The sequence below is a fragment of the Anaerococcus sp. Marseille-Q5996 genome, from assembly GCF_946893725.1.
GTDB classification, from domain to species: Bacteria; Bacillota; Clostridia; order Tissierellales; family Peptoniphilaceae; genus Anaerococcus; species Anaerococcus martiniensis.
In genome coordinates this window covers 103,048-126,297 of record NZ_CAMPPE010000004.1, presented here as the reverse complement: position 1 = coordinate 126,297, position 23,250 = coordinate 103,048, and the positions used below count along the sequence as shown (strand labels likewise).

22 protein-coding genes, 1 tRNA gene and 1 pseudogene are annotated in these 23,250 nt (G+C 33.1%); 3 read left to right on the top strand and 21 right to left on the bottom strand.

The genetic code is table 11. From position 1 onward, the window contains the following. Positions 1 to 40: 40 nt before the first annotated feature. From OC526_RS06530 to OC526_RS06510, 5 genes are read right to left on the bottom strand one after another with little or no spacing between them, the layout of a single operon-like run. Positions 41 to 835, bottom strand: coding sequence for a ZIP family metal transporter (locus OC526_RS06530; protein ID WP_262122911.1), 795 nt, complete (start codon positions 833 to 835; stop codon positions 41 to 43). 22 nt (positions 836 to 857) lie between these two features. Further along, on the bottom strand, positions 858 to 3,245 hold the full coding sequence (locus OC526_RS06525) for a glycogen/starch/alpha-glucan phosphorylase (protein WP_262122909.1): 2,388 nt from the start codon (positions 3,243 to 3,245) through the stop codon (positions 858 to 860). Then, the gene (gene malQ, locus OC526_RS06520; protein ID WP_262122907.1) at positions 3,238 to 4,743 is read right to left on the bottom strand and encodes a 4-alpha-glucanotransferase; all 1,506 of its coding nucleotides are present in this window, start codon (positions 4,741 to 4,743) and stop codon (positions 3,238 to 3,240) included. Before malQ ends, OC526_RS06525 begins: the two co-directional genes overlap by 8 nt. An 8-nt stretch (positions 4,744 to 4,751) precedes the next feature. Further along, positions 4,752 to 5,063, bottom strand: a complete 312-nt coding sequence (gene cutA, locus OC526_RS06515) for a divalent cation tolerance protein CutA (RefSeq protein WP_262122905.1) — start codon at positions 5,061 to 5,063, stop codon at positions 4,752 to 4,754. Next, positions 5,044 to 5,673, bottom strand: coding sequence for a hypothetical protein (locus tag OC526_RS06510; protein WP_262122904.1), 630 nt, complete (start codon positions 5,671 to 5,673; stop codon positions 5,044 to 5,046). The genes cutA and OC526_RS06510 overlap by 20 nt, the downstream gene beginning before the upstream one ends. 111 nt (positions 5,674 to 5,784) lie before the next feature. Between OC526_RS06510 and OC526_RS06505 the strand changes: the two genes are divergently transcribed. Next, the gene (locus OC526_RS06505; protein ID WP_262122902.1) at positions 5,785 to 6,405 is read left to right on the top strand and encodes a thiamine diphosphokinase; all 621 of its coding nucleotides are present in this window, start codon (positions 5,785 to 5,787) and stop codon (positions 6,403 to 6,405) included. A gap of 23 nt (positions 6,406 to 6,428) precedes the next feature. On the opposite strand, the gene OC526_RS06500 is transcribed toward OC526_RS06505, so the two are convergent. The 6 genes from OC526_RS06500 to OC526_RS06475 form a co-directional block, all read right to left on the bottom strand. Continuing rightward, positions 6,429 to 7,661, bottom strand: a complete 1,233-nt coding sequence (locus tag OC526_RS06500; RefSeq protein ID WP_262122900.1) for an AI-2E family transporter — start codon at positions 7,659 to 7,661, stop codon at positions 6,429 to 6,431. 20 nt (positions 7,662 to 7,681) lie between these two features. Next, positions 7,682 to 9,607, bottom strand: coding sequence for a ribosomal protection-like ABC-F family protein (gene abc-f / locus OC526_RS06495; protein ID WP_262122898.1), 1,926 nt, complete (start codon positions 9,605 to 9,607; stop codon positions 7,682 to 7,684). A gap of 2 nt (positions 9,608 to 9,609) precedes the next feature. Beyond that, on the bottom strand, positions 9,610 to 10,248 hold the full coding sequence (locus tag OC526_RS06490; protein ID WP_262122896.1) for a redox-sensing transcriptional repressor Rex: 639 nt from the start codon (positions 10,246 to 10,248) through the stop codon (positions 9,610 to 9,612). Next, a complete protein-coding gene (locus OC526_RS06485; protein ID WP_262122894.1) occupies positions 10,241 to 10,894 on the bottom strand; it encodes a hypothetical protein in 654 nt (217 codons plus the stop codon). Before OC526_RS06485 ends, OC526_RS06490 begins: the two co-directional genes overlap by 8 nt. Before the next feature lie 9 nt (positions 10,895 to 10,903). After that, positions 10,904 to 12,724: a translational GTPase TypA gene (gene typA / locus OC526_RS06480; RefSeq protein WP_262122893.1), complete on the bottom strand. Its 1,821-nt coding sequence runs from the start codon at positions 12,722 to 12,724 to the stop codon at positions 10,904 to 10,906. A 101-nt stretch (positions 12,725 to 12,825) separates the two neighbouring features. Then, complete coding sequence (locus OC526_RS06475) at positions 12,826 to 13,227, bottom strand: ATP-binding protein (RefSeq protein ID WP_262122892.1); 402 nt, start codon at positions 13,225 to 13,227, stop codon at positions 12,826 to 12,828. 130 nt (positions 13,228 to 13,357) lie between these two features. On the opposite strand from OC526_RS06475, the gene rd reads away from it, so the two are divergent. After that, the gene (gene rd / locus OC526_RS06470; RefSeq protein ID WP_101540267.1) at positions 13,358 to 13,516 is read left to right on the top strand and encodes a rubredoxin; all 159 of its coding nucleotides are present in this window, start codon (positions 13,358 to 13,360) and stop codon (positions 13,514 to 13,516) included. Between the two features lie 77 nt (positions 13,517 to 13,593). Here rd and OC526_RS06465 read toward each other — a convergent pair whose 3' ends face one another. From OC526_RS06465 to OC526_RS06425, 9 genes and pseudogenes are all read right to left on the bottom strand, one after another. Continuing rightward, positions 13,594 to 14,616, bottom strand: coding sequence for a hypothetical protein (locus tag OC526_RS06465; protein ID WP_262122891.1), 1,023 nt, complete (start codon positions 14,614 to 14,616; stop codon positions 13,594 to 13,596). A gap of 104 nt (positions 14,617 to 14,720) precedes the next feature. Next, on the bottom strand, positions 14,721 to 15,686 hold the full coding sequence (locus OC526_RS06460; RefSeq protein ID WP_262122890.1) for a YitT family protein: 966 nt from the start codon (positions 15,684 to 15,686) through the stop codon (positions 14,721 to 14,723). A gap of 25 nt (positions 15,687 to 15,711) precedes the next feature. After that, a complete protein-coding gene (locus OC526_RS06455; protein ID WP_262122888.1) occupies positions 15,712 to 16,893 on the bottom strand; it encodes a coenzyme F420-0:L-glutamate ligase in 1,182 nt (393 codons plus the stop codon). A 62-nt stretch (positions 16,894 to 16,955) separates the two neighbouring features. Continuing rightward, positions 16,956 to 17,330 carry a zinc-ribbon domain-containing protein gene (locus OC526_RS06450; protein WP_262122887.1) on the bottom strand — a complete coding sequence of 125 codons (375 nt, stop codon included), beginning with the start codon at positions 17,328 to 17,330 and terminating at the stop codon, positions 16,956 to 16,958. Continuing rightward, positions 17,320 to 18,057 (bottom strand): NAD-dependent protein deacylase, encoded by a 738-nt coding sequence (locus OC526_RS06445; RefSeq protein ID WP_410050268.1) that lies wholly within the window; start codon positions 18,055 to 18,057, stop codon positions 17,320 to 17,322. The genes OC526_RS06450 and OC526_RS06445 overlap by 11 nt, the downstream gene beginning before the upstream one ends. Before the next feature lie 5 nt (positions 18,058 to 18,062). Beyond that, entirely contained in the window at positions 18,063 to 18,797 is a 735-nt protein-coding gene (locus OC526_RS06440) for a hypothetical protein (RefSeq protein ID WP_262122883.1), read from the bottom strand. 2 nt (positions 18,798 to 18,799) lie between these two features. Then, a complete protein-coding gene (locus tag OC526_RS06435; RefSeq protein ID WP_262122882.1) occupies positions 18,800 to 19,498 on the bottom strand; it encodes an ABC transporter ATP-binding protein in 699 nt (232 codons plus the stop codon). Further along, on the bottom strand, positions 19,491 to 19,841 hold the full coding sequence (locus tag OC526_RS06430) for a GntR family transcriptional regulator (protein WP_262122880.1): 351 nt from the start codon (positions 19,839 to 19,841) through the stop codon (positions 19,491 to 19,493). Before OC526_RS06430 ends, OC526_RS06435 begins: the two co-directional genes overlap by 8 nt. Continuing rightward, positions 19,831 to 19,995, bottom strand: a pseudogene (locus OC526_RS06425) (hypothetical protein); the annotation flags it as partial. The pseudogene OC526_RS06425 and the gene OC526_RS06430, both read right to left, overlap by 11 nt. Before the next feature lie 270 nt (positions 19,996 to 20,265). Here OC526_RS06425 and OC526_RS06420 point away from each other — a divergent pair. Then, positions 20,266 to 20,342 (top strand) — tRNA-Pro (locus tag OC526_RS06420). A gap of 473 nt (positions 20,343 to 20,815) precedes the next feature. Here the strand turns inward: OC526_RS06420 and OC526_RS06415 are convergent. Further along, positions 20,816 to 23,245, bottom strand: coding sequence for a zinc ribbon domain-containing protein (locus OC526_RS06415; RefSeq protein ID WP_262122876.1), 2,430 nt, complete (start codon positions 23,243 to 23,245; stop codon positions 20,816 to 20,818). Positions 23,246 to 23,250: the final 5 nt, after the last annotated feature.

The window sequence follows — 23,250 nt, the reverse complement described above, 5'->3', positions numbered from 1 at the left end:
GTTTTTTGCAAAATAAAAACACCTAAGTCTAGGTGTTTTATTATCCAAGCATAACATCAAGAATCATCATTATTACAAAACCTGCTGCAAAACCAAGAGTCCCAATATTTGTGTGGGCCTCTCCCTCGCCTGTTGCTTCTGGTATAAGTTCTTCTACTACAACATAAAACATAGCCCCAGCAGCAAAGGCCAATAGATAAGGCAAGATTGGAATCATAATTTGTGATAATAAAATTGTTATAAATGCTGCAATTGGCTCAACCGCACCAGATCCTACTCCCATCCAAAAAGCCTTATTTTTATCAACTCCAGCTTGACGAAGTGGCATAGAAATAATTGCTCCTTCTGGGAAGTTTTGTATGGCAATTCCTATAGAAAGCACAAGGGCTCCTGCTAAACTCACATTTCCTGTGCCAAAAAGTGCACCAGCATAGGAAACTCCAACTGCCATTCCTTCTGGAATATTGTGGATGACCACAGCTAAAACCATCATGGTAGTTCTTCTTAAGTTTTCAACATTTCGACCTTCTGGCGCTTCAGAATCAATATGTTGGTGGGGTATAGCACTATCAAGGAATAATAAAAACAAAATCCCTATTATAAAACCAATTACAGCTGGAATCCAGCTCATCCTCCCCATATTTCCTTCCACCATATCCATGGCAGGAATTAGTAGTGACCAGATGCTTGCTGCCACCATGACGCCAGCAGCAAAGCCTGATAAACCTTTTTGTACTTTTGGATTTAGCTCATCTTTCATGACAAAAACCATGGCAGAGCCTAGGGTTGTACCTAAAAATGGAATGAGCAATCCAAGTATAGTTTCTTTATTCATTTTTTCTATCTTTCTAAATAATTTAATAATTTGGTGAATCTATCTTCCAAATTTCATCTGCATAATTAATAATTGTCCTATCTGATGAGAAATATCCTGCATTTGCAATATTCATCAGACATTTTCTAGACCAAGCTAATTTATCCCTATAATCCTTATTTATTTTTTCGTGGGCTTTTTTGTAATCTTCAAAGTCTTTTAAAATAAAATACCTATCTCCACGAGATCCATCTTGTGGATTTATTAATTCGTTATAAATATCAAGGAACATATAAGAATTATTGTCATCTAACTCTCCATTTACCAAAGCCTCAACCGCATCTTTAATATCCATATTAGTTTGGTAAATGCCTCTTGGATTATAAGATTGGTCAATTTCGTTTAGCTGTTCAACTGTAGCTCCAAAACGATAATTATTTTCTTCTCCCGCGTGGTCAAAAATTTCTATATTTGCCCCATCATAGGTGCCTAGGGTTAGTCCGCCATTTAGCATAAATTTCATATTCCCAGTACCAGATGCTTCCTTACCTGCTGTTGAAATTTGCTCAGAAACATCAGCTGCAGGATAGATTTTTTCCCCATATGATACTCTGAAGTTTTCTACAAATACTACTTTTAATTTTTCATTTACATCAGGGTCATTATTAACTACCCTTGCTACTTCATTTGCAAGTTTGATGATGGCCTTTGCTCTAAAATATCCTGGTGCTGCCTTTCCTCCAAAAATAAATGTAGTTGGATAAAAGTCCATGTCTGGATTTTTCTTAAGTTCATGATATAAATAAATAATGTGGAGGATATTTAAATGCTGACGTTTGTATTCGTGAATTCTTTTAACCTGGATGTCAAAGATTGATTCTGGGTCAATTTTTATCCCCTCATTTTCTAGGATATAAGTAGCAAGGCGTTTTTTATTTTCCTGTTTTATATCCCAAAGCTCATTTAAAACATCTTCATCATCAGCAAATTTTTCCAGTCCTTTAAGCTCATCTAGATTGTATTTCCAATCCTCTGTACCAAGTTTTTCTGTAATAAATTTTGAAAGGGCTCTGTTTGAGTAAACTAACCATCTTCTTGGTGTTATACCATTGGTTTTGTTATTAAATTTCTCTGGGAAAATTTCATACCAATGTTTAAAAGTATCATCTTTTAGGATTTCTGTATGAAGGGCTGCTACACCATTTACTGAAAAACCAACATAAATTGCAAGATTTGCCATATGAACTTGGTCATAAATTACAATTCTATATGGGTCGATTTCAGTTTCAGAAAGTCCCTTTTCCTTAAAATTATTTACCAAAAGATCATTAATTTGATAAATTATTTCTAGACACCTTGGACTTACCTCTTCAACAATATCAATTGGCCATTTTTCAAGGGCTTCTTGTAAAACCGTGTGATTTGTAAAGGCAAAAACTTTTTGAGTGATTGCAAAAGCTTCTTCAAATTCCAGGCCATTTTCATCCACCAAAACCCTAATTAATTCTGGGATTGCAATGTTTGGGTGGGTGTCATTTAGCTGTATGACATGGTAGTTATGGAAGTTTTTAAAGCGCATGTCATCAGAAAAATATCTCTTATATTTTGCTACTAAGTCCTGGATAGAGGCAGAAACAAAGAAATATTGTTGTTTTAGCCTTAAAACCTTACCTGCCCTTTGCATATCATTTGGATATAGGACTCTTGTGATATCCTCAGCCCTATTTTTCTTTGCAACCGCAGCATCGTATTCAAAATTGTTAAATTTATCAAATTCAAATTCTTCAAAGGGTTCAGCCTGCCACAATCTTAAGGTATTTACTTTTCCATTTTCAAGGCCCACTACTGGCATATCGAATGGGACTGCCTTTACAGCTTGATCTCTAAAGTTTACAATTCTAGAGTCAGAATCCACTCTAATTGACCAACCGTCCCCATCTTTTATCCAGCTATCTCCTTCTTCTTTTTGAAATCCATTTTCAAAAGATTGCTTAAAAATGCCTTCACGGTAGCGAACACCATAGCCGTACATATTTATATCTTGGGTGGCTGCAGAATCCATAAAACAAGCAGCTAGACGCCCTAGTCCACCATTACCAAGGGCTGCATCATCCTCATAGTCTTCGATTGCTTCAAAATCAATTCCTAGTTCATCTAGTAATTCTTTTACTTCATCATAAATTCCAAGATTTATCAGATTATTTCCCAAAGACCTACCAATTAAAAATTCTGCTGAGAAATAATAAGCAGTTCTTTCATATCTGGATTTATTCTTGCTGGCCCTCCATTCTTGGTTGATACGCTCCATAATTGTATCACAAAGGGCATCATACTTATCTTTTTCGCTTGTTTCATCAAAATTTTTAAGAGTTATCCTCTGCAGGTTTTCTACATAATCTTCTGTAAACTTATTCTTTGCTAAATTATCCATTATATCTCCCATATAATCTTGACATTTCCTTGATTTTTATTGGCAAGGAATCTGTAAAATCTTCTTTTTTCGCTCTCCACTTCCAATTATTTCCTAAAGTGGATGGAGTATTTATTTTCGCTTGATCTCCCATTTCAAAAAAATCTTGGATTTGAAAAATAGCAAGGTCAGAAACTGATGCCATTAAAGACCTAATGATTTCCCAAACATAATCCTCTTTTTCTAAATTTTTCAGTCCAAAATATTTTTCTACAAGGGATAATTCTTCATCATCAAGTGATTCTAACCAACCTTTAAGAGTTGATGAATCATGGGTTGATGAATAAACAACTGAATTTTTTTCATATTTATGTGGCAAATAACTGCTATCGAAAGTCCCATCAAAGGCAAATTGGATAACATTCATGCCTGGAAAGCCGTAATGATTTTTTAATGCATCGACTTCCTTAGTGATATACCCCAAATCCTCTGCTATAAATTGCTTATCAGGAAATTTTTTTAGCAAGTAATCAAAAAAATCATAGCCCCCGCCCGGCTCCCATTTGCCAAATTTTGCATTTTCATCTGTGGCAGGAATTGCATAATATTTTTCAAATCCCCTGAAGTGATCAAGGCGAAGCAGGTCATAAGTTCTTAATGACATTTCTAGCCTTTTTTGCCAAAAGCTATAGGAATCCTCTTTCATTTTCTCCCAATCATAAACTGGATTGCCCCAAAGTTGTCCATCTTCAGAATAGGCATCGGGTGGTGCGCCTCCAACTATAATTGGCTCTTTAGTTTCTGGATTGATTTTTAAAATATCTGCATTTACCCAAGCATCACATGAATCATAGGCAACATATATTGGTAAATCACCGATAATTTCAATATTGTGTCTATTGGTGTAAGCTTTTAATTTTTGCCATTGGCTGAAAAATTGGTATTGGATAAAGATATAAAAATCTATGTCTTCTTTGTGTTTTTCTTTAAATTCTTTAAGGGCATCTGGATTTCTATCTCTTAAGTCCTCATCCCATTCCACCCAGTTTACATCAAGTTTATCGTGCTTGATTGCCATAAAAAGGGCGTAATCTTCTAGCCAAAAACTTTCTTTTTTTCTAAATTCAGATATTTTTTCATCCAATTTTCCCTTTGAGTTTTCAAAGGCTTTTTTTAATATCCTATAGCGTATATTGTATTGGATGGCATAGTCAATGTATCTTTCATTATCTCCAAAATTTATATTTTCAAGGTCATCTTTTTCTAAAAGTCCATCTTCAATCAATATATCAAGGTCTACAAAGTATGGGTTGCCTGCAAAAGATGAAAAGGCCTGGTAGGGACTATCTCCATAAGAAGTTTGACCTAGGGGCAAAATTTGCCAATATTTTATAGAAGCTTCTGATAAAAAATCTACGAATTCATAGGCAGCCTTGCCAAAGGTTCCTATCCCATAGGGTGAAGGAAGAGAAAAAATTGGCATTAGGACACCGTTTGATCTTTTAAGTCTTTCTTGCATAATTTTTCCTATAAGAGTTCTATAAAGTTTATAACTGGCACTTCGTAAGGGTGATTTGATTTTATAATTTCAAAGACTTCATCCTTTTCTTCTGCTTTTATTCTAAATTCTAATTTCACTTCATTTACTTCACAAGGCTTACCAACTTCTCCTATATCAGGATTTGATCCTTCTAGGGGAATAAAATGTCCTGTTACAACACTTTCTGCAAATACAGAATCATAGCCATCATCCTTTAAAATTTCTTTTTCATTTAGTCCTTCTATTACTTGCCACTTATCATCTGCTGGTACAAAAACTTCAACTTTGATATATTTCATAATCATTCCTTTCAAAATAAATTAGTCCGCTATATGATTTTAATTGCCTATCAAAAATTTCAAAATTTACCTTATAAACTCTCCCCCAACTAGAAATAACTAGTTCATGGTAGTCGCCCATATCGTTGCACTCTGTGATTGTTACCCCGTGGTGGGCTAGGACTTTAACATTTTTACTCATCCAGTTTATAAAAATGACTGGGCAATTTTTCCTAAGGCCTTCATTTATAAAGGCAATTTTTTCTTCTGTACTGTGTCGTCTTATAATATATTCTTGCATAATATAAGCATAGAGATTTAAATCTCGATCTCTCCTTATACGGTTTACTCTGCGGTTTAGGGCTTCTGCTGTTGGTACACCGTTGATATGGGGACGGATTTTCTTGTAAAAATCATAATGGTAGTTGTTGTACTCTTCTAAAGTAAATTTTTCATCAGGATGATACATATATAGGTAAGCATTAGTAAATGCAGTTACCACACAAGACCTATCCCTATAAAATTTTGAAACACCTAATTCTCCCAGGGCATTTTGATAGCCTCCATAATAGATACCATTTTTGCCTCTTACCGGAACAAATTCTCCTACTTTGCTATTTTTTAATTTCATTTTTATCCTAAATTCTTTTTAATCTTTTATTTTAACTTTACCCTAGAAAATTTTTTTATTCTAATGGCAGATTTGTTATAATTGATTTAAGAAACACAAAAGGGAGAGTTTATGAAAACGTGCTATATAATCGCAGGTGGCGATTTTGATGGTTTTTTTGATCAGATTAATGAAGAAGATATGGTAATTGCAGCTGATAAGGGGCATCTATATGCCAAAGAAGCAGGCATTACTCCAACAATGATTATTGGTGATTTTGATTCGGCAAATCAACCTGAGGGGGATTTGGTTATAAAATTAAATCCTATAAAAGATTATACAGACACAAAAGCTGCCCTAATGGTAGCTGAAGATTGGGGCTATGATGAGATAATTATTTATGGTGGCCTAGGTGGACGTGAGTCTCACACATTTGCAAACATTACAAATGCCTTGGAGTTTAAGAAAAAAGGTATAAATGTTGTTTTAAAATCAAAATATAAAAGTTTTCATATTGTAGACGATAAGCTCGATTATAAAATTAAGGATAGTGAAGATTTTTATGTTTCAATCTTTGCCCTTTCTGATATTGTAAAGGGAGTTGATATTAAGGGTTTATATTACGAATTAAATAATTTTGATCTAACAAATGACAATGCCCTTGGAGTATCAAATGAAACTTGTGGCAAGGATTTTAAAATAAAAGTTGAAAGTGGCTACCTGCTGGTAATTTTTGAAGATAAGTCAATTTAAAAAGACCCCTTATGGGGTCTTTTTTATTTAACTTTTCTATCTAATTCTTTTTGTCTAAGTTCTTCAACTGTCTGATTGGATTTTTCTGCTACAGTTATCCTATCCATATGTTTTTCTTTAAGTTTAATATTGGTGCGATCGACCACCAGAGTATAAATTACCGTTGCAAGTGGCATAAAGAAAATCATACCCAAAATACCAAACAATCTTCCTCCTAAAAATACTGAAAGGAAAATCCAAATTGCTGGCAAACCAGAATTTTTCCCGATTACTAGTGGGTATATAATATTTTCTTGAACTTGCTGTAAAATTACTAAAAATATTATATAAATCAGCGATTGGATTGGTGATTGGATGAATATCAAAATCATACCAAAGGCACCTGCTATAATTGGCCCAAAGTATGGAACTATATCCATAGCGCCAACCAAAACAGAAATCATACCTGCATATGGTATTCTTAATATTTTCATACCAATATAATTAAATATACCTAGTGATATGCAAGATAAGACCTTTGAGTCCAAAAATTTGGAAAATGAATCATAGGTTAGTTTAAATAAATAATTTATTCTATCTGCTCTTTCTTCGCTGAAGTTTGCATATAAAATTTTATTGGCATTTTGTCTTAGGTTTTTCTTATTTACGCTTACATAAATAGAAAATACAAATCCCATGGCCACAGCTATTAATCCTGATCCTACTGATGATAGGATATTTTGAGCCCTATTTAATAAATTCGAACTGTCTCCACTAATATAGGCTGTAACTGCATCTGAAATTTTAACCACATCTAGGTCTTGGAAATAGTCTTTAAATTGGACTGCCTGCTTGTGGATAGCTGGGAATTTTTCTGTATATTCTAAAAGTGAATCCATAAATACTGGCAGGTTAGTAATACCTGTTTGAAGGGCATTGATAAATTCTGGAATAACAACGACTAAAAGTATACTTACTCCAGCAAAAAAGATTAGCCAGCTGACTATAAGCGAAAGTGCAACTACCAATTTTTTGTGTTTTAAAGGATCGATTACCTTACCAAAAACTTTTTCTTGGAAAAAATTCATAGGCAAATTAATCACAAAGGCTATGGCAAAGCCTAGTAATATCGGTCTAAAAACTGCATAGGTAGCCACTAAAAATTTGCCAATAGGCTCTATATACCAGATTGCAAAAAATGTTAAAAGTAAGATAAGGCCTACTTTTAAATTATTTTTTGATTGTTGGTCTAATTCATTTTTTTCATCTTTTTTCATTTTTTTCCTCTCAAATGATATTAGTCTTCAAGGCTCATGCTAAGGTCCAACCATTTTTCATCAAGGACTTTTTTTCTTTCTTCTAATTCCTTAATCTTTGCAAAAGTTTCTACTACTTTTTCTTGGTCAGCATAAAAATCTGGGGCCAGGCTTAGGTCAGTTAGGCTTGCAATTTCATTTTCAATTGCTTCCATCTCATTTTCAGCATCCCTAATATCATTTTTTATTTTCTTAATTTCATTTTTCTTTAGATTTTGTTTTTTCTTTTCTTTGACTAGTTGGGTCTTGCTTATAGATTGACTCTGTTCTATACTTTGACTTTGTTCCCTAAGTTTATTTTCATAATAAGAATAGTTACCCAAATATTCGTCCATGCCATCAGATTTCATATCTAAAATTTTGCCTGCTATCTTATTTAGGAAATATCTGTCGTGGCTAATAATTAGCATAGTCCCTTCGTAATCAAGTATGGCATCTTCTAAAATTTCTTTAGAATCAATATCCAAATGATTGGTTGGCTCATCCATCAAAATGAAATTTGTATCTGAAATCATAAGCTTTAATAGAGAAATCCTAGCACGCTCACCTCCGGAAAGTTCTGCAATTTCCCTATCAACATCATCTTCATAAAACATAAATTTGGCAAGATAGGACCTGATTTCAAAATTTGTCATCATTGGATAAGTCTGACTTATTTCTTCAAAAATTGTATTTGATAGCTTTAAAGATTTTTGCTCTTGGTCAAAATAACCTATATTTACGCTTTGGCCAACTTTAACTTTGCCGGCTGATGGCATTTCTTGGCCCATTATTATCCTAAAAAGAGTTGTTTTTCCAACCCCATTTTCACCTATTATTGCAGTTCTCTCGTTGCGATATAGGTTAAAGGAAATATTTTCAAAAATTTTCTTATCTGCAAAAGATTTTTCTAAGCTCTCAACCTTCAGAACATCTTCCCCACTTTGGATGCGAGGAGTAAATTTTAGCTTCATGGAATTTTGGATAGTTTCTGGCATTTCTATTCTTTCCATCTTATCCAAAAGTTTTTGGCGTGATCTGGATTGGGAAATACCTCTTTTTCTTTTTGACCCACCTTGGTTTTTTAGGCGGTCGATGATTTCTTCCTGTCGGTCGATTTCTTTTTGCTGGTTTTTATATTGATGCATACGAACTTCTAGGTCTTTTTTACGTTTTTTTACAAACATAGTGTAATCCCCATTATAAGTTGTAAGTCCGCCATTTTCTAGCAAAAATATTCTGTTTACAGTATTATCCAAAAAATACCTGTCGTGGGAAATTACTATTACTGATCCAGAATAATTTTTGATAAAGTTTTCTAAAAACCTGATAGCCCCAATATCTAGGTGGTTGGTTGGCTCATCTAAGAGTATTAAATCTGGTTTTTCTAAAAGTAAATAAGCCAGCTCTACCCTTGCTTTTTGCCCACCTGATAGGTTTATAATATCCTTATCAAAGTCTTCTTCGCTGAATCCCATGGCTTTTAGGGTGCCTTCTAGCTCAGATTTGATGGCGTATCCGTTTTTTTCCTCAAACTTTTCAAATAATTTACTATGTTCTGCCAAAAGATTATCCATTTGGTTTGGTTTTAAGTCAGGATTTGCTAATTTTTGTTCAATTTTTCTTAAATTTGCTTCTATATCGATAATATCATCAAAAACTTTCATGCAATAATCATAGATACTTATATGATAGTCTATAGAAAGTATTTGTTCTAGATATCCAACTTTAACATTATTTGGTATGTAAACTTCACCGGAGTCTTTTTCGTTTTCTCCCATTAGAATTTTAAAAAGGGTGGATTTGCCAGCCCCATTTATACCAATGAGCCCAACTTTATCACCCTTTTCAATCTTAAAACTTACATTTGTAAATATGTCCTTGGTCGGATATGATTTACTCAAATTGCTTGCTGTAAGTATATTCATTTTTAAAAATTAAAGTCCTCTGGAGAATTGATGAAGTAGGTTAATGTAAATAAGGATTCATCAAGGTGCACATTTTCAAGGACAACATCATTTTTTGTCTTTATATCTACTGGAGAAAAGTTCCAAATCCCATCTACATTTCCATCGCAAAGTATATCACAAACTTCTTGGCTAGCATCTTTTGGTGTAGAAATTATACCAATATCAACTTTATTATTTTTTAGGTAATCAGGAAGTTTCTCTATACTGACAATTTCTGGATCATTTTCATTGGCTTCTCTTGCTTCTAGATCAAATACTGCATCGATATGATAACCTAAATCTTGGAAAGATTTGTATTTATAAAGTGCATGGCCGATGTTTCCAAAACCAACTAGGACCATTTTGTACTTTTTATCGACACCAATTATTTTTGAAAGCTCATCCATTAGCTCACGCACATTGTATCCATAGCCTTGTTGGCCAAAACATCCATAATGATTTAAGTCTTGTCTGATTTGACTTGCTGTTAGTCCTGTAATTTCTGATAATTCTTTTGATGAAACCCTTACTATGCCACGATCGTTTATGCTTTCTAGGTATCTATAATATTTTGGTAGTCTTTTGATAACCGATAATGATACACCATTGTCTTTAGCCATTGTTCTCCTCATCTTTCATAAATTCTATATCTTCATCTGTTAAATCTTCCACAAGAATTACTTCTTCAGTGTTATATGTAGAATCATCATTAATATCTGATTCAAAGACTATTTTTTCATCAATGTCTTTTGTTATATTATACTCAATTTCACTGTCATTATGCAAATTTTTGTTAATTTCTAAATTTTCTTTATCATTACCTACAACAGGTTCGGAGTATTCTAAGTACTCCTCATTTTTATTTTTTAACTTTAAAGCATTGATAACATGAGCAAAATATACAATTATTAATATGGTGTATAAAACCAATTGACTGTTGGCATTTAAAAATTGATTATTAAATGATAGTCCTACTGGAAGTCCTGGGATAAATCTTGCTAGGACTAAGATTGCTGGCACACTTAAAATCGCAAATCCAAGGCCTGTTACTATGGCTACTAATATTGACCAGCCATATGATTCTTTTTGAAATAAAATATAAAGTCCAAAAATAAGCATAAGGGCCCAGGCTAAAATAAAACCTGCCGCCCAAATGTAGGAAACTAGCCATATATTTAAATTTGCTGATACAATAGTTATTAAAAACACTAGCAAAACCACAACACTTAGAATTTGGCTGAGTGTTCTTTCAAACCTTCTATCCATATTTACCTCTTATTTATTCTTTTTTGATTTGTATCTTAGATTGCTATCTAGGATTCTTTTTCTAATTCTTAGATTGTTTGGGGTAACTTCGATTAGCTCATCATCTTCTACAAATTCCATCATCTCTTCAACACTCATTTTCTTTGGTGGAGTTAAGATAATGGCATCATCTGATCCTGATGCACGAGTGTTGGTTAGCTTTTTGGTTTTGCAGACATTTACATCTATATCAAGGCCTTTTGCATTCATACCAACCACTTCCCCTTCGTAAACTTCATCTCCTGCTTCGATAAATAAAAGTCCACGTGATTGGGCAGAATTTAACCCATAGGCTCTTGCAATTCCTTGTTCACTTGCAATAAGTGATCCGTCTTGACGAGTTTCTATATCACCCTTATATGGAGCGTATTCTTCAAATTCTGAGTTTAGAATACCTGTCCCCTTTGTATCTGTTAAAAACTCAGTTCTATAACCAATTAATCCACGTGCTGGGATTCTAAAAATCATTCTTGTATAGCCTGAAGAAGTTGGTGTCATATCGATAAGTTCACCTTTTCTACGTCCAAGTTTTTCTATAACTGATCCAGTGTATTCTTGGTCAACGTCAATTGTTGCAATTTCAATCGGTTCATTTCTTTTTCCATCGATTTCTTTAAACATTACTTCTGGTTTAGAAACCTGGAACTCGTAGCCTTCACGTCTTAAGTTTTCAATTAAAACTGATAGGTGAAGTTCTCCACGTCCTGAGACCTTAAAACTTTCTGTAGAGTCAGTATTTTCTACTTTAAGCGAAACATCTGTCTCTTTTTCTTTAAATAATCTTTCTCTTAAATGGCGGCTGGTTACAAATTTACCATCACGGCCAGCAAATGGTGAGTCATTTACTGAAAATGTCATAGAAAGGGTTGGTTCAGATATTTTTGTAAATTCTATTGGCTGGCTATCTTCTTCTGTACCGATAGTATCTCCAATGGAAATGTCTTCCATACCTGATAGGGCAACAATTGATCCGAATTTTGCTTCTTCTACTTCTACCCTATCTAGGCCGTCAAATTCGTAAATTGTTACAATTTTTGATCTTTCGTGTCGGTCTTCTTCATTATAATTTGTAATTACTGCATTGGCGTTTTTCTTAATGATACCTTGTTCTACCTTACCAATAGCAATAGAACCTAAAAATGAGTTGTAGTCAGTAGTTGATACCAAAACTTTAAATGGAGCAGCTTCATCTGCTTCAAAGGCTGGAGTATGTTCGATAATTGTATCAAGTAAGTCTATCATATCATTTTTTACAGTGCCTTTTTCTAAAGATGCCCAGCCATTTTTAGCTGATGCATAGACAAAAGGACTTTCTAGGTAAGATTCATCTGCATCAAGTGAGATAAATAAATCTAGGACCTCATCTTCTACTTCATCAATCCTTTGGTCTGGCCTATCTACTTTGTTTATACAAATGATAGCAGGCAAGCCAAGTTCAATTGCCTTTCTTAATACAAATTTTGTTTGTGGCATAGGTCCTTCGTGGCTATCTACAACCAAAACTACAGACTCAGCCATATTTAAAACACGTTCTACTTCACCACCAAAGTCCGCGTGGCCTGGTGTATCTATAATATTTATTTTTTTGTCCTTATAATGAATAGCAGTATTTTTAGAAAGAATTGTAATTCCTCTTTCTTTTTCAATACTGTTTGAGTCCATTACTCTCTCGTTAACCTCTTGGTTGTCCCTAAAAGTACCAGAACTTTTTAAAAGTCCATCTACTAGGGTAGTTTTACCATGGTCTACGTGGGCAATAATGGCTACATTTCTAACGTCATCTCTTTTCATAATTCCTTCTTTCAAACTAGTAAATTCTATCAATATATTATATCGATTGTGGATAAATTATCAATAAATATAATAAAAAAACATCTAGCTAATAAAGTTATCTAGATGTTTTGACTAACTTTTTGCTCATCTAAAAGCAAAAAAGCCACTATAGTATTATCTTTTACTATTATATTATCGCAAAGATTGTAAACTAATTGGATGCCCCTGCCATGATCTGCAAGCATATCACGATCTTTGGTGTAATCTATACCCTCACCCTCATCTTTTACTTTTATCATACAATAGTCCCTATCCAGCAGCATGATAATATCAATCAGTTTTTCATAATTTTTTCCATTGCCATGCTTGTAAGAATTTGTTATAAGTTCATCTAAAACAAGTCTAATTTTAAAAATAATATCATCATCATAATTTTCTTTTTTCAAAAAACTTATAATATCATCTCTAAATTCTTTTATAAGCCTTAGGTCACTATGTATGAGATTTCTGATAATCTCCATACTTCTCTCCTTCATTCAATAGTTTTATACCCAAAGATTAAGAAAAAAACAGAATCTTTAAGAAAAATGTATTAAAATCAGCTAAAAGTGGTATAATATAAATGTAATAACAATGAAAGGAGACATTGGTATGAAATACGTATGTACAGCATGTGGATACATTTATGATCCAGCTGAAGGAGATGTTGATAACGGAATCGAAGCTGGTACAGAATTTGACCAACTTCCAGAAGATTGGGTTTGCCCAATTTGTGGAGTAGGCAAAGATATGTTCGAACCACAAGAATAATTTAAAAACGCAAGAGGCTTATTTAAGCCTCTTTTTATTTTGCAAAATTATTGCAAAAAAAATAAGCCCTCTTGGACTTATTTGCGAATATTTTTTCGATTTTTGAGTACTAGGCTTATTGATATTGCTAAAGAAGTTATTAAAACTACAAAAACACCAATAGCCACTTTAAAAAATGGTCTTTCCTTATCTTCACTTGCAAGTTTTGGAGATTTCTCTAAGGAAGTAGTTTTTGTAACCTTAATATTTTTCTTCTCTTTCCTAGATTCTTCTCTTTCACTTGGCTCTATTTCTAAAACCAGGGTTTCATTTTTTTGATCGTAAATAGATACTTCGTTTTTTTTGGCTGATTCGTAAGCTTCTTTGGATGCGCTTTTTAAATTATCATTTATCCTTTGGCTTGCTTCTTTCATCAAGGCTTCTTTTTCCTCACTTGTTGCTGCTTTTTCTATTTTTTTATTGTAGTCTGCAACAATTTTTTTAGTAGAATTTGCAATTTTTTCGCTTTCTGCCTTGGTAATTTTATCTGAAAGCATAACCTCGCCAACTAATTCTACTGCCTTTTTGTAATCTTCTGACTGTTTTGATCCTTTGTGACTATTTGAATTATCTAATCCAGCTTGGATTGCCTTGGTATTTTGATTTAATTCCTTGATTAGTGCCTCTACTTCATCCTTTTTTTCTTGATCAATTTTGCTTGGGGCAGGCGTATTTGTTTGTGTATTGACTGTAGTCTGTGGTTTACTTTCAGGTTTTGTTTGTGTTTGTTGGTTTTCTTTTGCTTTTTGCTCTTCCCTATATTTTTTGTTGACCCTCTCATTTACTTCTGATGCTCTTGGGTCGATAGTAGGGCTTGATTTATTTTCTGTTTTATTTGTCTCTAGTTTTATTCCATCTGCCTTTTGGACTTTTTTTTCTTCTATCTGCACTTGGGGCATTTCAAGTGGTTCTTCTGTAATTGTAATTTCATCCCCACTTTTTATATCTGTTTGCTGGTTTGCTGGCTGATTTTGATCATCAGCATTAGCAAATGATGGCCTTATAGAAAATAAAGTCACTAAAAGACAAAGAAACATCAAAGCTTTGTTTTTTGACTTCATATCATTCTCCATCCATAGTTCTTCACTATTATTTTACACTTATTTTCTACACATTTCAAACAAAAAGACGCCTTTTCTCATAGGCGCCTAATTTAAGTGTTTGTTTAATATTGGTCAGCATCATTTGTTAGATAAAATCCTTTACCAATAATTTTTGATGTATTTACGATTGTGATAAATGCTGATGGATCTACTCCCTTGATATATCTTTTAAAAAGTGGTGCTTCTCTTGGTGAAATCACAGATAAAAATACAAATCTGTGGATGCCCTTAAAAAGTCCCACACCATTTAAAACTGTAGCTGAACGTCTAAGGTCTTCTCTGATAAATTCTCCAACTTCTTCTGGTTTTGTAGTTATGATTATAAAAAGTTTGTCGGTGTTTAGCGACTGGATAATTACATCTACAAATATTCCCTTAAGTAAGAGCCCTAAAATAGATAGCAAACCAATTTCCACATTAAATATCCAAAGAGAAGCTATGGTAAAGGCACTATCTACACATAAAAGAGCCCTTCCAACTTCAAGGGATGAATATTTTTTGATAATCATCGCAACTATGTCCGTCCCCCCAGAACTTGCCGCCAGATTAAACAAAATGGCAGATCCAAAGGCTGAAATTAATAGGGTAAATATTAATTCCAAAAGCTTATTATCAGTCATTGGCCCTGCTATTGGGAAAATATAAGAAAGCCCTAGGGCTGTAAGCGAATTTAAAATTGCTACATAGCCTGTCCTTAGGGTAAAATGCTTGCCTAAAACAAAATAAGCAATTACAAGCAATGTTATATTTATAAAAAGTGTAATTTGAGGACGGGTAAAGGGCACAAAGGTTGAAGCAATAATACTCATCCCTTCTACCCCACCTATTACAAATGAGTTTGGATATTTAAAAAAATGGGTCCCAAAGGCCATCAAAATGGCTGCAAATGACATCATTAAATATCTTTGCAATTCATCCATGGGGTCGTGGTTTTGTTTGGCTTCTGCCCTTTTTTCAAAGTAATCATTTACAAAATGATTTCCAAAAACTCTATTATCTTTCTTCTCCTGGCGATCTGATCCTGCCACAGCTATTTCTCCTTAAAAATAGAATTTAATTATTTGAGTAATTATCAAAATATCCTTGAACTAAAACAATAGGTGTTCCCTTATCTCCAGAGCCTGATGTAAGGTCTGCAAGAGATCCTAACAGGTCTGTAATTTGCCTTGGAGTTGTCCCTAGGGTTTCGTTTTTGCCAACTAATTCTTTTTCTTTTTTAGAAATCCTATCTACCATAGCTGAAGTTCTATCATCAATAGATAAGTCAGAAAACTCATTATCAGCAATGTATTTTATTTTTAATTCGCTTGGAGTACCGGTTAAACCTTCTGTAAAAGCAGGAGAAACTATTGGATCTGCTAGCTCCCAGATTTTGCCAACTGGATCTTTGAAGGCTCCGTCTCCATAAATCATTACTTCGATTTGTTTTCCAAAATGGTCTGTTAATTTTTTTTGTAGGTTTCTTACAAAGATTTCTCCATCTCTTGGGAAAAGTTTCACTTCATCTTCTGTTGATAAATTTGAGCCTAAAAGTCCATAGTCTTTGTTAAATCCGGATCCGTCAACAGATTCAGTTAGGATTTGATCAAGTGATAGGATATTTTTTCCACCAGCTTCTTTTAATTGTCTTTTGATAATATTTCTGGTGTGGATTGAACAAACTAAGACTTGGTCAGAAAATCTTAAACTATCTACTGGATTATTTAGAAAATGTATTTCAGAATTTGGTGCAAGTTCTGTGTAAAGGGCAGGATAATCCATGCCTGTAAATGTGTGTTTGTAATCTCCTGCTATTTGTCTAAATTCTTCAATATTTAGGACATCTTGGTAAGGATTTATCTTGCTATTAAATAAGTCCATCTCATCCATCAAATAATTTCCTACTTCATCTTGTGGATATGAAAGGCAAATATGTAATTTTTTGCCAGAAAGTGCAATGGCCTTTAATAAAATTGAAAATCTATTTCTCGAAAGAATAGGGAATAAAACTACTAGTTCATCTCCCTCAAACTTGTTATTAATATCTTTTGCAATTTGCTCTATTGTTGCATAATTTCCTTGTGCACGTGCTACAAGTGACTCGGTAACACAAACCACATCCCTATCATTTATAGTAAGATTATGATTTTCACTTGCTTTTTTTACAGTATCAAAAACTATTTCTTCTAAATTGTCGCCTTTTTCAATGATTGGTGCGCGAAGTCCCAATGATCTTGTTCCAATAATTCTTTGCATTATTAACCCCTCTCTTTAAAAAAATTATACATCTAATCATAAAAATTGAAAAGATGCTAGAATCAACTTCTAGCATCAAATTTAGTCCCACATTTTGGGCATCTTACCTTTATTTTTCCTTTTTTCTTAGGAATACGGAGTTTTTGGCCGCATTGTGGACAAGAAACATATTTATAATTTTTATCCCCCACAGTTTCGTTTTTAAAACCCTTGAAAGATTTTTTGATAGGATTTAGAAAAACTTGTTTAAATTGATTATTTTCGGCAATTCTTTTTTCCTTATTAGCTGAAAAAAATCTAAATATTGCATAAATCACATTTACTAGGGCCAAAATATCCAAAAATTGTGAATGGGTAAAATATGCAAGCAGACTAAAAATTATCCCCAACCATATCAAAAAAATCCCATATTCATCTATATTAAATTTATCTTTCATCAATGTCCTCTACTAATTCTTTCATAATCTTGCTAATATCGCCCTTTAGAACAAAATCAGCCGCACTTTCCTTGCCAGTGTCATCTTTATTTATTAAAATTAATTTATTTCCATTATAAAAATCAATTAGACCTGCTGCAGGATATACTGCTAGAGAAGTTCCACCGATTATTAAAACATCAGCATGGGAAATTAAATTTATAGCATGGCTAATGTAATCTTGGTTTAAGCCCTCACCATATAGGACTATGTCTGGTCGCACAATGCCATCACATTTTTGGCATCTTGGAGTAGATGTAAATTTATTTGCATAGGCAAAATCATATTTTTCGCCACAATTTGTGCAGTAATAATCATTTAGTGTCCCGTGTAGCTCAATTACATTTTTACTGCCAGACTTTTGGTGGAGGCCATCAATATTTTGAGTAATTATTCCTTGAAGTTTGCCCATTTTTTCTAGTTTTGCAAGGGCGTAATGGCAGTCATTTGGCAAAACTCCATCAACCATGAGATTTTCTCTTATATAAGTGCTAAACTCATCCGGATGATTTTGAAAAAACTCGTGGCTTAACATATACTCTGGCGAGTAATTTGAATTATTTTCCTTATTATAAAGGCCAGTTGCTGACCTAAAATCTGGCAGGCCAGAAGCAGTAGATACTCCAGCACCACCGAAAAATACTATATTATTTGAATTTTTGATAATTTCTTTAACTTCTTGCATCATCCCTCCTAGGATAGGTCTAAATTATTCTTAATATTTAATTGATTAACAAAAATCACAAAGATAAGTGCTAAAAAATAATAAACAATAGGTGTAATATTTTTATAAATGTTTAGGCTGCCAACTGCAAAGGGAAATATAAATCCATAATTTATTGGGCGAGTGTGTTGGATAGCTCCATTTACAATAGCAAATGAAAAATACTTACAAACAACAAAGCCAAGCACTATTATAAGTAAAATCAATCCGTAGCCATAAAATCTACTTCTCTTTCCTTGGCCAAATCTATTTAGACTTTTAAAGTAAAAAACAAAGCTAGTCAAAATCAATATCCATATTAGACCCAAAGCAAAGAAATAAACTATATCTGATGTAATTCTAAATCTTAGGGCCCACAAAAATATAAATAAAAATATCAAATTAATAATATAAATAATTGCTAACTCAAATACCTTTGCCCAAATAATTTTTATCTGAGCCTTTGGAAGAGAATATTTTAATATTGCCCTTTCTGTATTAAAATCCTTATTTATGGTTAAAACCATATAAAAAATATTAATTCCAATGAAAAATACCGTTGCTAAGGCAAATATTCCATTGGAAAATACTGGATCGGTCAGATAATTTGCCGACAAAAATCCATGGCCCAAAAAAGATAGGCCAGTCAAAATTATTTGAAGGATTATAAGCTTTCCTAAAAATCCCCTATTTGCTTTTAAATCGTATTTTATAAATTTATTCATACTTACCCTAAAAATATTTCATCATAATAATCGCTAATATCCATTTGATTTTGATTTCTAATTTCTCTTGCTGATCCAAAATCATGAATCCTTCCCCCTGCTAGGAAAATCACTTGGTCAAATAAATTTTCCATTTGTACTATTTGGTGGGTTGATATTAGAAAAGTTTTTTCATCTTCTGCCTTTTCAATAATTAGATCAATAATTTTTGCAGCTGAAATCGGATCAATGCCATCAAGGGGTTCGTCAAAAATATAAATATCTGCATTTCTTGATAAATTTAAACAAAGACCTAGTTTCTTATAATCTCCCTTTGAAAGACCTTCAATTTTGCTTTTTGGATTTAAATAAAAATATTCTAAAATTTTATCAAAAAAATCTCTATCAAATCCATCATAAAAATCCCCATACATTTGACTAGATTCTTTTATACTTTGAGTGGCATATAAAAATTTTTCATCAGGCAAATATGCAATCTTGTTTTTATCAATATTAGATATTTTTTGCCCCTCAAGAATTATTTCTCCCATATCCTGGCGAATTAATCCTGCTAGTGCCTTTAGTAATGTAGTTTTACCAGATCCATTTGGCCCAAGAACTCCACTTATCTTTCCCAAATCGATATTTAAGGAAATATCATCCAGAGCATTGACCTGGTCATATTTTTTTGTAAAATTTTTAATTTCTATTGCCTTATCCATTTGCAATATCCCTTTGTTTTAATATTTCAATAACTTGATCCAAACTAACACCGATTTTGCTTAAATTTTCAGCAAAATCATTGATATAAGAATGTAAAAATTCTTCTTTTAGCCAAAATATTTTATTTTCATCTGCAGAAAATATGTATGATTGACCTTGTTTTTGGATGATTCCTTCTTTTTCTAGTAAGTCAAAAACTTCTTTTACATAAGAAGGATTTACTTTAAACTTACTTGTAAAAAATTTTTTTTCAAAAAATGGATCTCCATATTTTCTTCTACCAGAAATTAGCTCCATTGCTACAAAATCTCTTATTTCACTTTGTTTATTTTTATAAACCATTGCCATGCTCCAAACTTACATTTGCATCATAATCCTTTACCGCATCTATAAAAACTGTCATAAGCCTTTGGCCATACTCACCAAGATTTATAAACATATGCCTATAATTTATAATCCTTATCTGATAATCGGCAGTCACCAAAAAATCATAAAGGGCATCTAGGTTTTATACATAATAGTAAAAATCAATTTGCTCATTCAAAAGCTTATAAAAGGTCTTTTGGTCGGTAAAATCTTTTGCATCTAAAACTAGCATAATTTTCCTTAATTTGTGTTTACTTTTAATTTTGCTTATGGTATTATTATAACAGACTTCCCAAAAGTTGGGGTCAAAATTTGCTTTTGTAAACTTTTTTTAAAAAAACTTTTACAAAAACTTGACATAAAGTAAAATAGGGTGTATACTTACATAGTAATCACTTAACGGGGTGTGGCGCAGCTTGGTAGCGCGCGTGTTTTGGGAACATGAGGTCGAAGGTTCGAATCCTTTCACCCCGACCATGTAATAAAGGACTATAAAGTCCTTATTTTTTTTACTTATTTTTATATTTTTTATTTAATATAAGGATTTATTGTTGGCAACACTGGCTTTGAGAAGATGAGGCTCAAAGGTTCGAATCCTTTCACCCCGACCATGTAATAAAGGACTATAAAGTCCTTATTTTTTTACTTATTTTTATATTTTTATTTAATATAATAGTTAAATTTTGCTAGCACTGGCTTTGAGAAGATGAGGCTCGATGCTTCGAATCCTTTCACCCCGACCATGTAATAAAGGACTATAAAGTCCTTATTTTTTTACTTATTTTTATACTTTTTATTTAATATAAGGATTTATTGTTGCTAGCACTGGCTTTGAGAAGATTAGGATTGTTGGCTTGAAGTCTTTCTAATTAATTCAATTTTAATTGTATCTATTTCTCTTTAAAATTTTGTAAACAAAAACCCGATAAGTTTTCTTATCGGGTTTCTTTTTAAAATGCTTCCATTTTATTAAATGTTTGTCCTGTCATTTCGCCTTGTTCTGCTACGTTTAGTGCTCCGTTTTCAAATTTTGCATTGATTGGTGTATCTACATTGACACCTTGGATGGTAAGGCTTACTTCAGAACCATTTTCGCTCCATGTTCCTGTATGAACTCTTTGGTCTAGTTTATATCTTAGTGTTCCATCAGATTTTAATGATAATCTTGTACCGTTGCCTTGGTATTCACCTGCAACTCCGTCAGATTTTTCAAAATATTTTGAAACATCAACTGATATTGAGTCTTCTATATCTAGTCCGGATAGGGCATTATTAGCTCTTGTGATGACTTCTTCTAAGAATGCAAATCCATAATATGGAATCTCATAATAAGTGTAGTCATCTTCTACGAAGAATTTGTGGAAGATTTCATTATCTGTTGTGATTGGCCCTTCTGTGTAGAATTTGCCATCATCAGCCTTGCTATCTTTTACATTTTGATATTCAACAAATGTATAGTAGGTAAAGTCATTTGTGTAACGACCTTCGTAGTCTTCCTTTGCCTTTACTTCATAAATTAGCATTACCCTGTTTTTTAGATCTGCATTTGCATCTGAGCCTGTGATAGCTCCTAGATAATTTATTTCATTTATCTCTGTAAATGATCTGCCGCCAAATGTTTCTCTTATTAATTGACCGGCATTATATTTTAGGGTTCCTAGCAATTCTTCATCTAGATTATCAATTGTTGATATAAATCCATCTCCTAAGTCACCACTTGCTTCGGTGTTAGCCTCCTGATCAGAGTTTTCTTCCTCAGTTTGGTCATCTTCACCTGGTGCTGTAAATGTCTTATCGATTGGATCTAATCTGATGCCATAAGAATTAAATATCTCATCTTCATCAAAGTTTAAGGAAATATTTACTTCCTCACCACTAGCTAGTTCACTAGTTTTGCTTGGTGCAATTTCTATATTTTTTAAGTATTCTGGTGCATCTTCTCTAAAGTTTGCAGTTAGTGTCATATTTGGACTTTCGCCTTCAAAATTTACATCCATATATTCAAATGGATCTACATATTCTTGGGTTATAAGCCCGTCTACAATTACTGATTTTATAGTATTTGTAAACATTACATTGTAATCATCTGCAATTGCACTATCAGAAACATTGGCTACAACTGTGATTTCTTCACCATTTGATAGGTTAGTATCCTTGCTAAATTGGAAGTTTGTGCTTTTTTCTAAGTCAGCTACCAATTGATTAGCAGGTGATGAATATTGGTCATCTTTTCTATCTTTATTAACATAAGCTATATCATTGCCATAATCTGCCAATAATTTGGATGAGTTTAAAGTAGCACTTGGACTTGCTGCCCCATCATCACCGCTATATGTCACATCTATATATTGACTTAGGTCAATTTCTACTTCTGGAGCCGTGCGGTTTTTGAGTAAATATACTCCTGCAAGGGCAAGGGCTATGATTAGAAGTGGTAAGAGATAAATTGCTTTGAATTTGAAAGGCTCTTTTTCTTCTTTATTTGGTTCTGTATTTGTTTGATCATTTACAGGATTTGAAGTGTTTGCAGGTTCAAAGGTCCTTGCATCTTGTTTTTCATCTGCAATAGGCCTATTTCCCGCCTGGGTCCTATCATCTGGTCTATAAGATTCAAATTCATTTTGACTAAAGGATATTTTTGGCCCACCACCATTGATTTGTCTAGCTATTCTTGCTTCTACAAATTCATTTGGTATGTCGTCATATCTTACTTCTTCTTTGCTAGGCTCATCTGAATTTTTATAATATCCAGCTGCCTTACCCAGATTTTGTGCAACACGCATCTGACTTGAAAGGCTTGTTTCATTTGCAAATTGATTTGGCTGATAATCTTGATTTTGATTTTGGCCTTTGCTTTCAAAATTATTTTCACTTTGCCTATGTAAGACCTTATTTTGCACATAATCAGTTGGGTTGTTGCTATTATGATTAGTAGAAGGATTTCTTAAATCTTTCCTTTGCCTATCTTCAACTGGATTGTAACCATAATATGAAGGTGGAATCTCATTTTCATTTGCTTTTTCAGGTTCAATTTTTTGATTTAAATGGCTATAATTATTGTCGTTTTCAAAAATTTCATCAGCAATTTGCTCATTTGCTTCTTTTTTAGATTGCTTATCTTGAGTTTTCTTGCTGGAGAAAGAACTTACAAATCTTTTAATCCTACTTTCTTTTTCCTTTGGCTGATCTTGTGCTTTTTGATTTTCTATTAAGTTTTCATTATTTTTTATCGATTCATAGGTAGATTTTTCCCTTGGCAAAGCCTCTTCTTGTGGGGATTCCTGTGTTATTGGCGGATTGTCACTTTTTAGTTTGTGGCCACAAACTGGACAAAATCTCGCACTATCATCTACCCTTGCACCGCAGTTAGTACAATTCATGCTTG

Excerpts from the sequence above, each read along its gene's own strand:
- OC526_RS06530 (WP_262122911.1), bottom strand. The coding sequence starts at position 835 with ATGAATAAAGAAACTATACTTGGATTGCTCATTCCATTTTTAGGTACA.
- OC526_RS06525 (WP_262122909.1), bottom strand. The coding sequence starts at position 3,245 with ATGGATAATTTAGCAAAGAATAAGTTTACAGAAGATTATGTAGAAAAC.
- malQ (WP_262122907.1), bottom strand. The coding sequence starts at position 4,743 with ATGCAAGAAAGACTTAAAAGATCAAACGGTGTCCTAATGCCAATTTTT.
- cutA (WP_262122905.1), bottom strand. The coding sequence starts at position 5,063 with ATGAAATATATCAAAGTTGAAGTTTTTGTACCAGCAGATGATAAGTGG.
- OC526_RS06510 (WP_262122904.1), bottom strand. The coding sequence starts at position 5,673 with ATGAAATTAAAAAATAGCAAAGTAGGAGAATTTGTTCCGGTAAGAGGC.
- OC526_RS06505 (WP_262122902.1), top strand. The coding sequence starts at position 5,785 with ATGAAAACGTGCTATATAATCGCAGGTGGCGATTTTGATGGTTTTTTT.
- OC526_RS06500 (WP_262122900.1), bottom strand. The coding sequence starts at position 7,661 with ATGAAAAAAGATGAAAAAAATGAATTAGACCAACAATCAAAAAATAAT.
- abc-f (WP_262122898.1), bottom strand. The coding sequence starts at position 9,607 with ATGAATATACTTACAGCAAGCAATTTGAGTAAATCATATCCGACCAAG.
- OC526_RS06490 (WP_262122896.1), bottom strand. The coding sequence starts at position 10,248 with ATGGCTAAAGACAATGGTGTATCATTATCGGTTATCAAAAGACTACCA.
- OC526_RS06485 (WP_262122894.1), bottom strand. The coding sequence starts at position 10,894 with ATGGATAGAAGGTTTGAAAGAACACTCAGCCAAATTCTAAGTGTTGTG.
- typA (WP_262122893.1), bottom strand. The coding sequence starts at position 12,724 with ATGAAAAGAGATGACGTTAGAAATGTAGCCATTATTGCCCACGTAGAC.
- OC526_RS06475 (WP_262122892.1), bottom strand. The coding sequence starts at position 13,227 with ATGGAGATTATCAGAAATCTCATACATAGTGACCTAAGGCTTATAAAA.
- rd (WP_101540267.1), top strand. The coding sequence starts at position 13,358 with ATGAAATACGTATGTACAGCATGTGGATACATTTATGATCCAGCTGAA.
- OC526_RS06465 (WP_262122891.1), bottom strand. The coding sequence starts at position 14,616 with ATGAAGTCAAAAAACAAAGCTTTGATGTTTCTTTGTCTTTTAGTGACT.
- OC526_RS06455 (WP_262122888.1), bottom strand. The coding sequence starts at position 16,893 with ATGCAAAGAATTATTGGAACAAGATCATTGGGACTTCGCGCACCAATC.
- OC526_RS06450 (WP_262122887.1), bottom strand. The coding sequence starts at position 17,330 with ATGAAAGATAAATTTAATATAGATGAATATGGGATTTTTTTGATATGG.
- OC526_RS06445 (WP_410050268.1), bottom strand. The coding sequence starts at position 18,057 with ATGATGCAAGAAGTTAAAGAAATTATCAAAAATTCAAATAATATAGTA.
- OC526_RS06440 (WP_262122883.1), bottom strand. The coding sequence starts at position 18,797 with ATGAATAAATTTATAAAATACGATTTAAAAGCAAATAGGGGATTTTTA.
- OC526_RS06435 (WP_262122882.1), bottom strand. The coding sequence starts at position 19,498 with ATGGATAAGGCAATAGAAATTAAAAATTTTACAAAAAAATATGACCAG.
- OC526_RS06430 (WP_262122880.1), bottom strand. The coding sequence starts at position 19,841 with ATGGTTTATAAAAATAAACAAAGTGAAATAAGAGATTTTGTAGCAATG.
- OC526_RS06415 (WP_262122876.1), bottom strand. The coding sequence starts at position 23,245 with ATGAATTGTACTAACTGCGGTGCAAGGGTAGATGATAGTGCGAGATTT.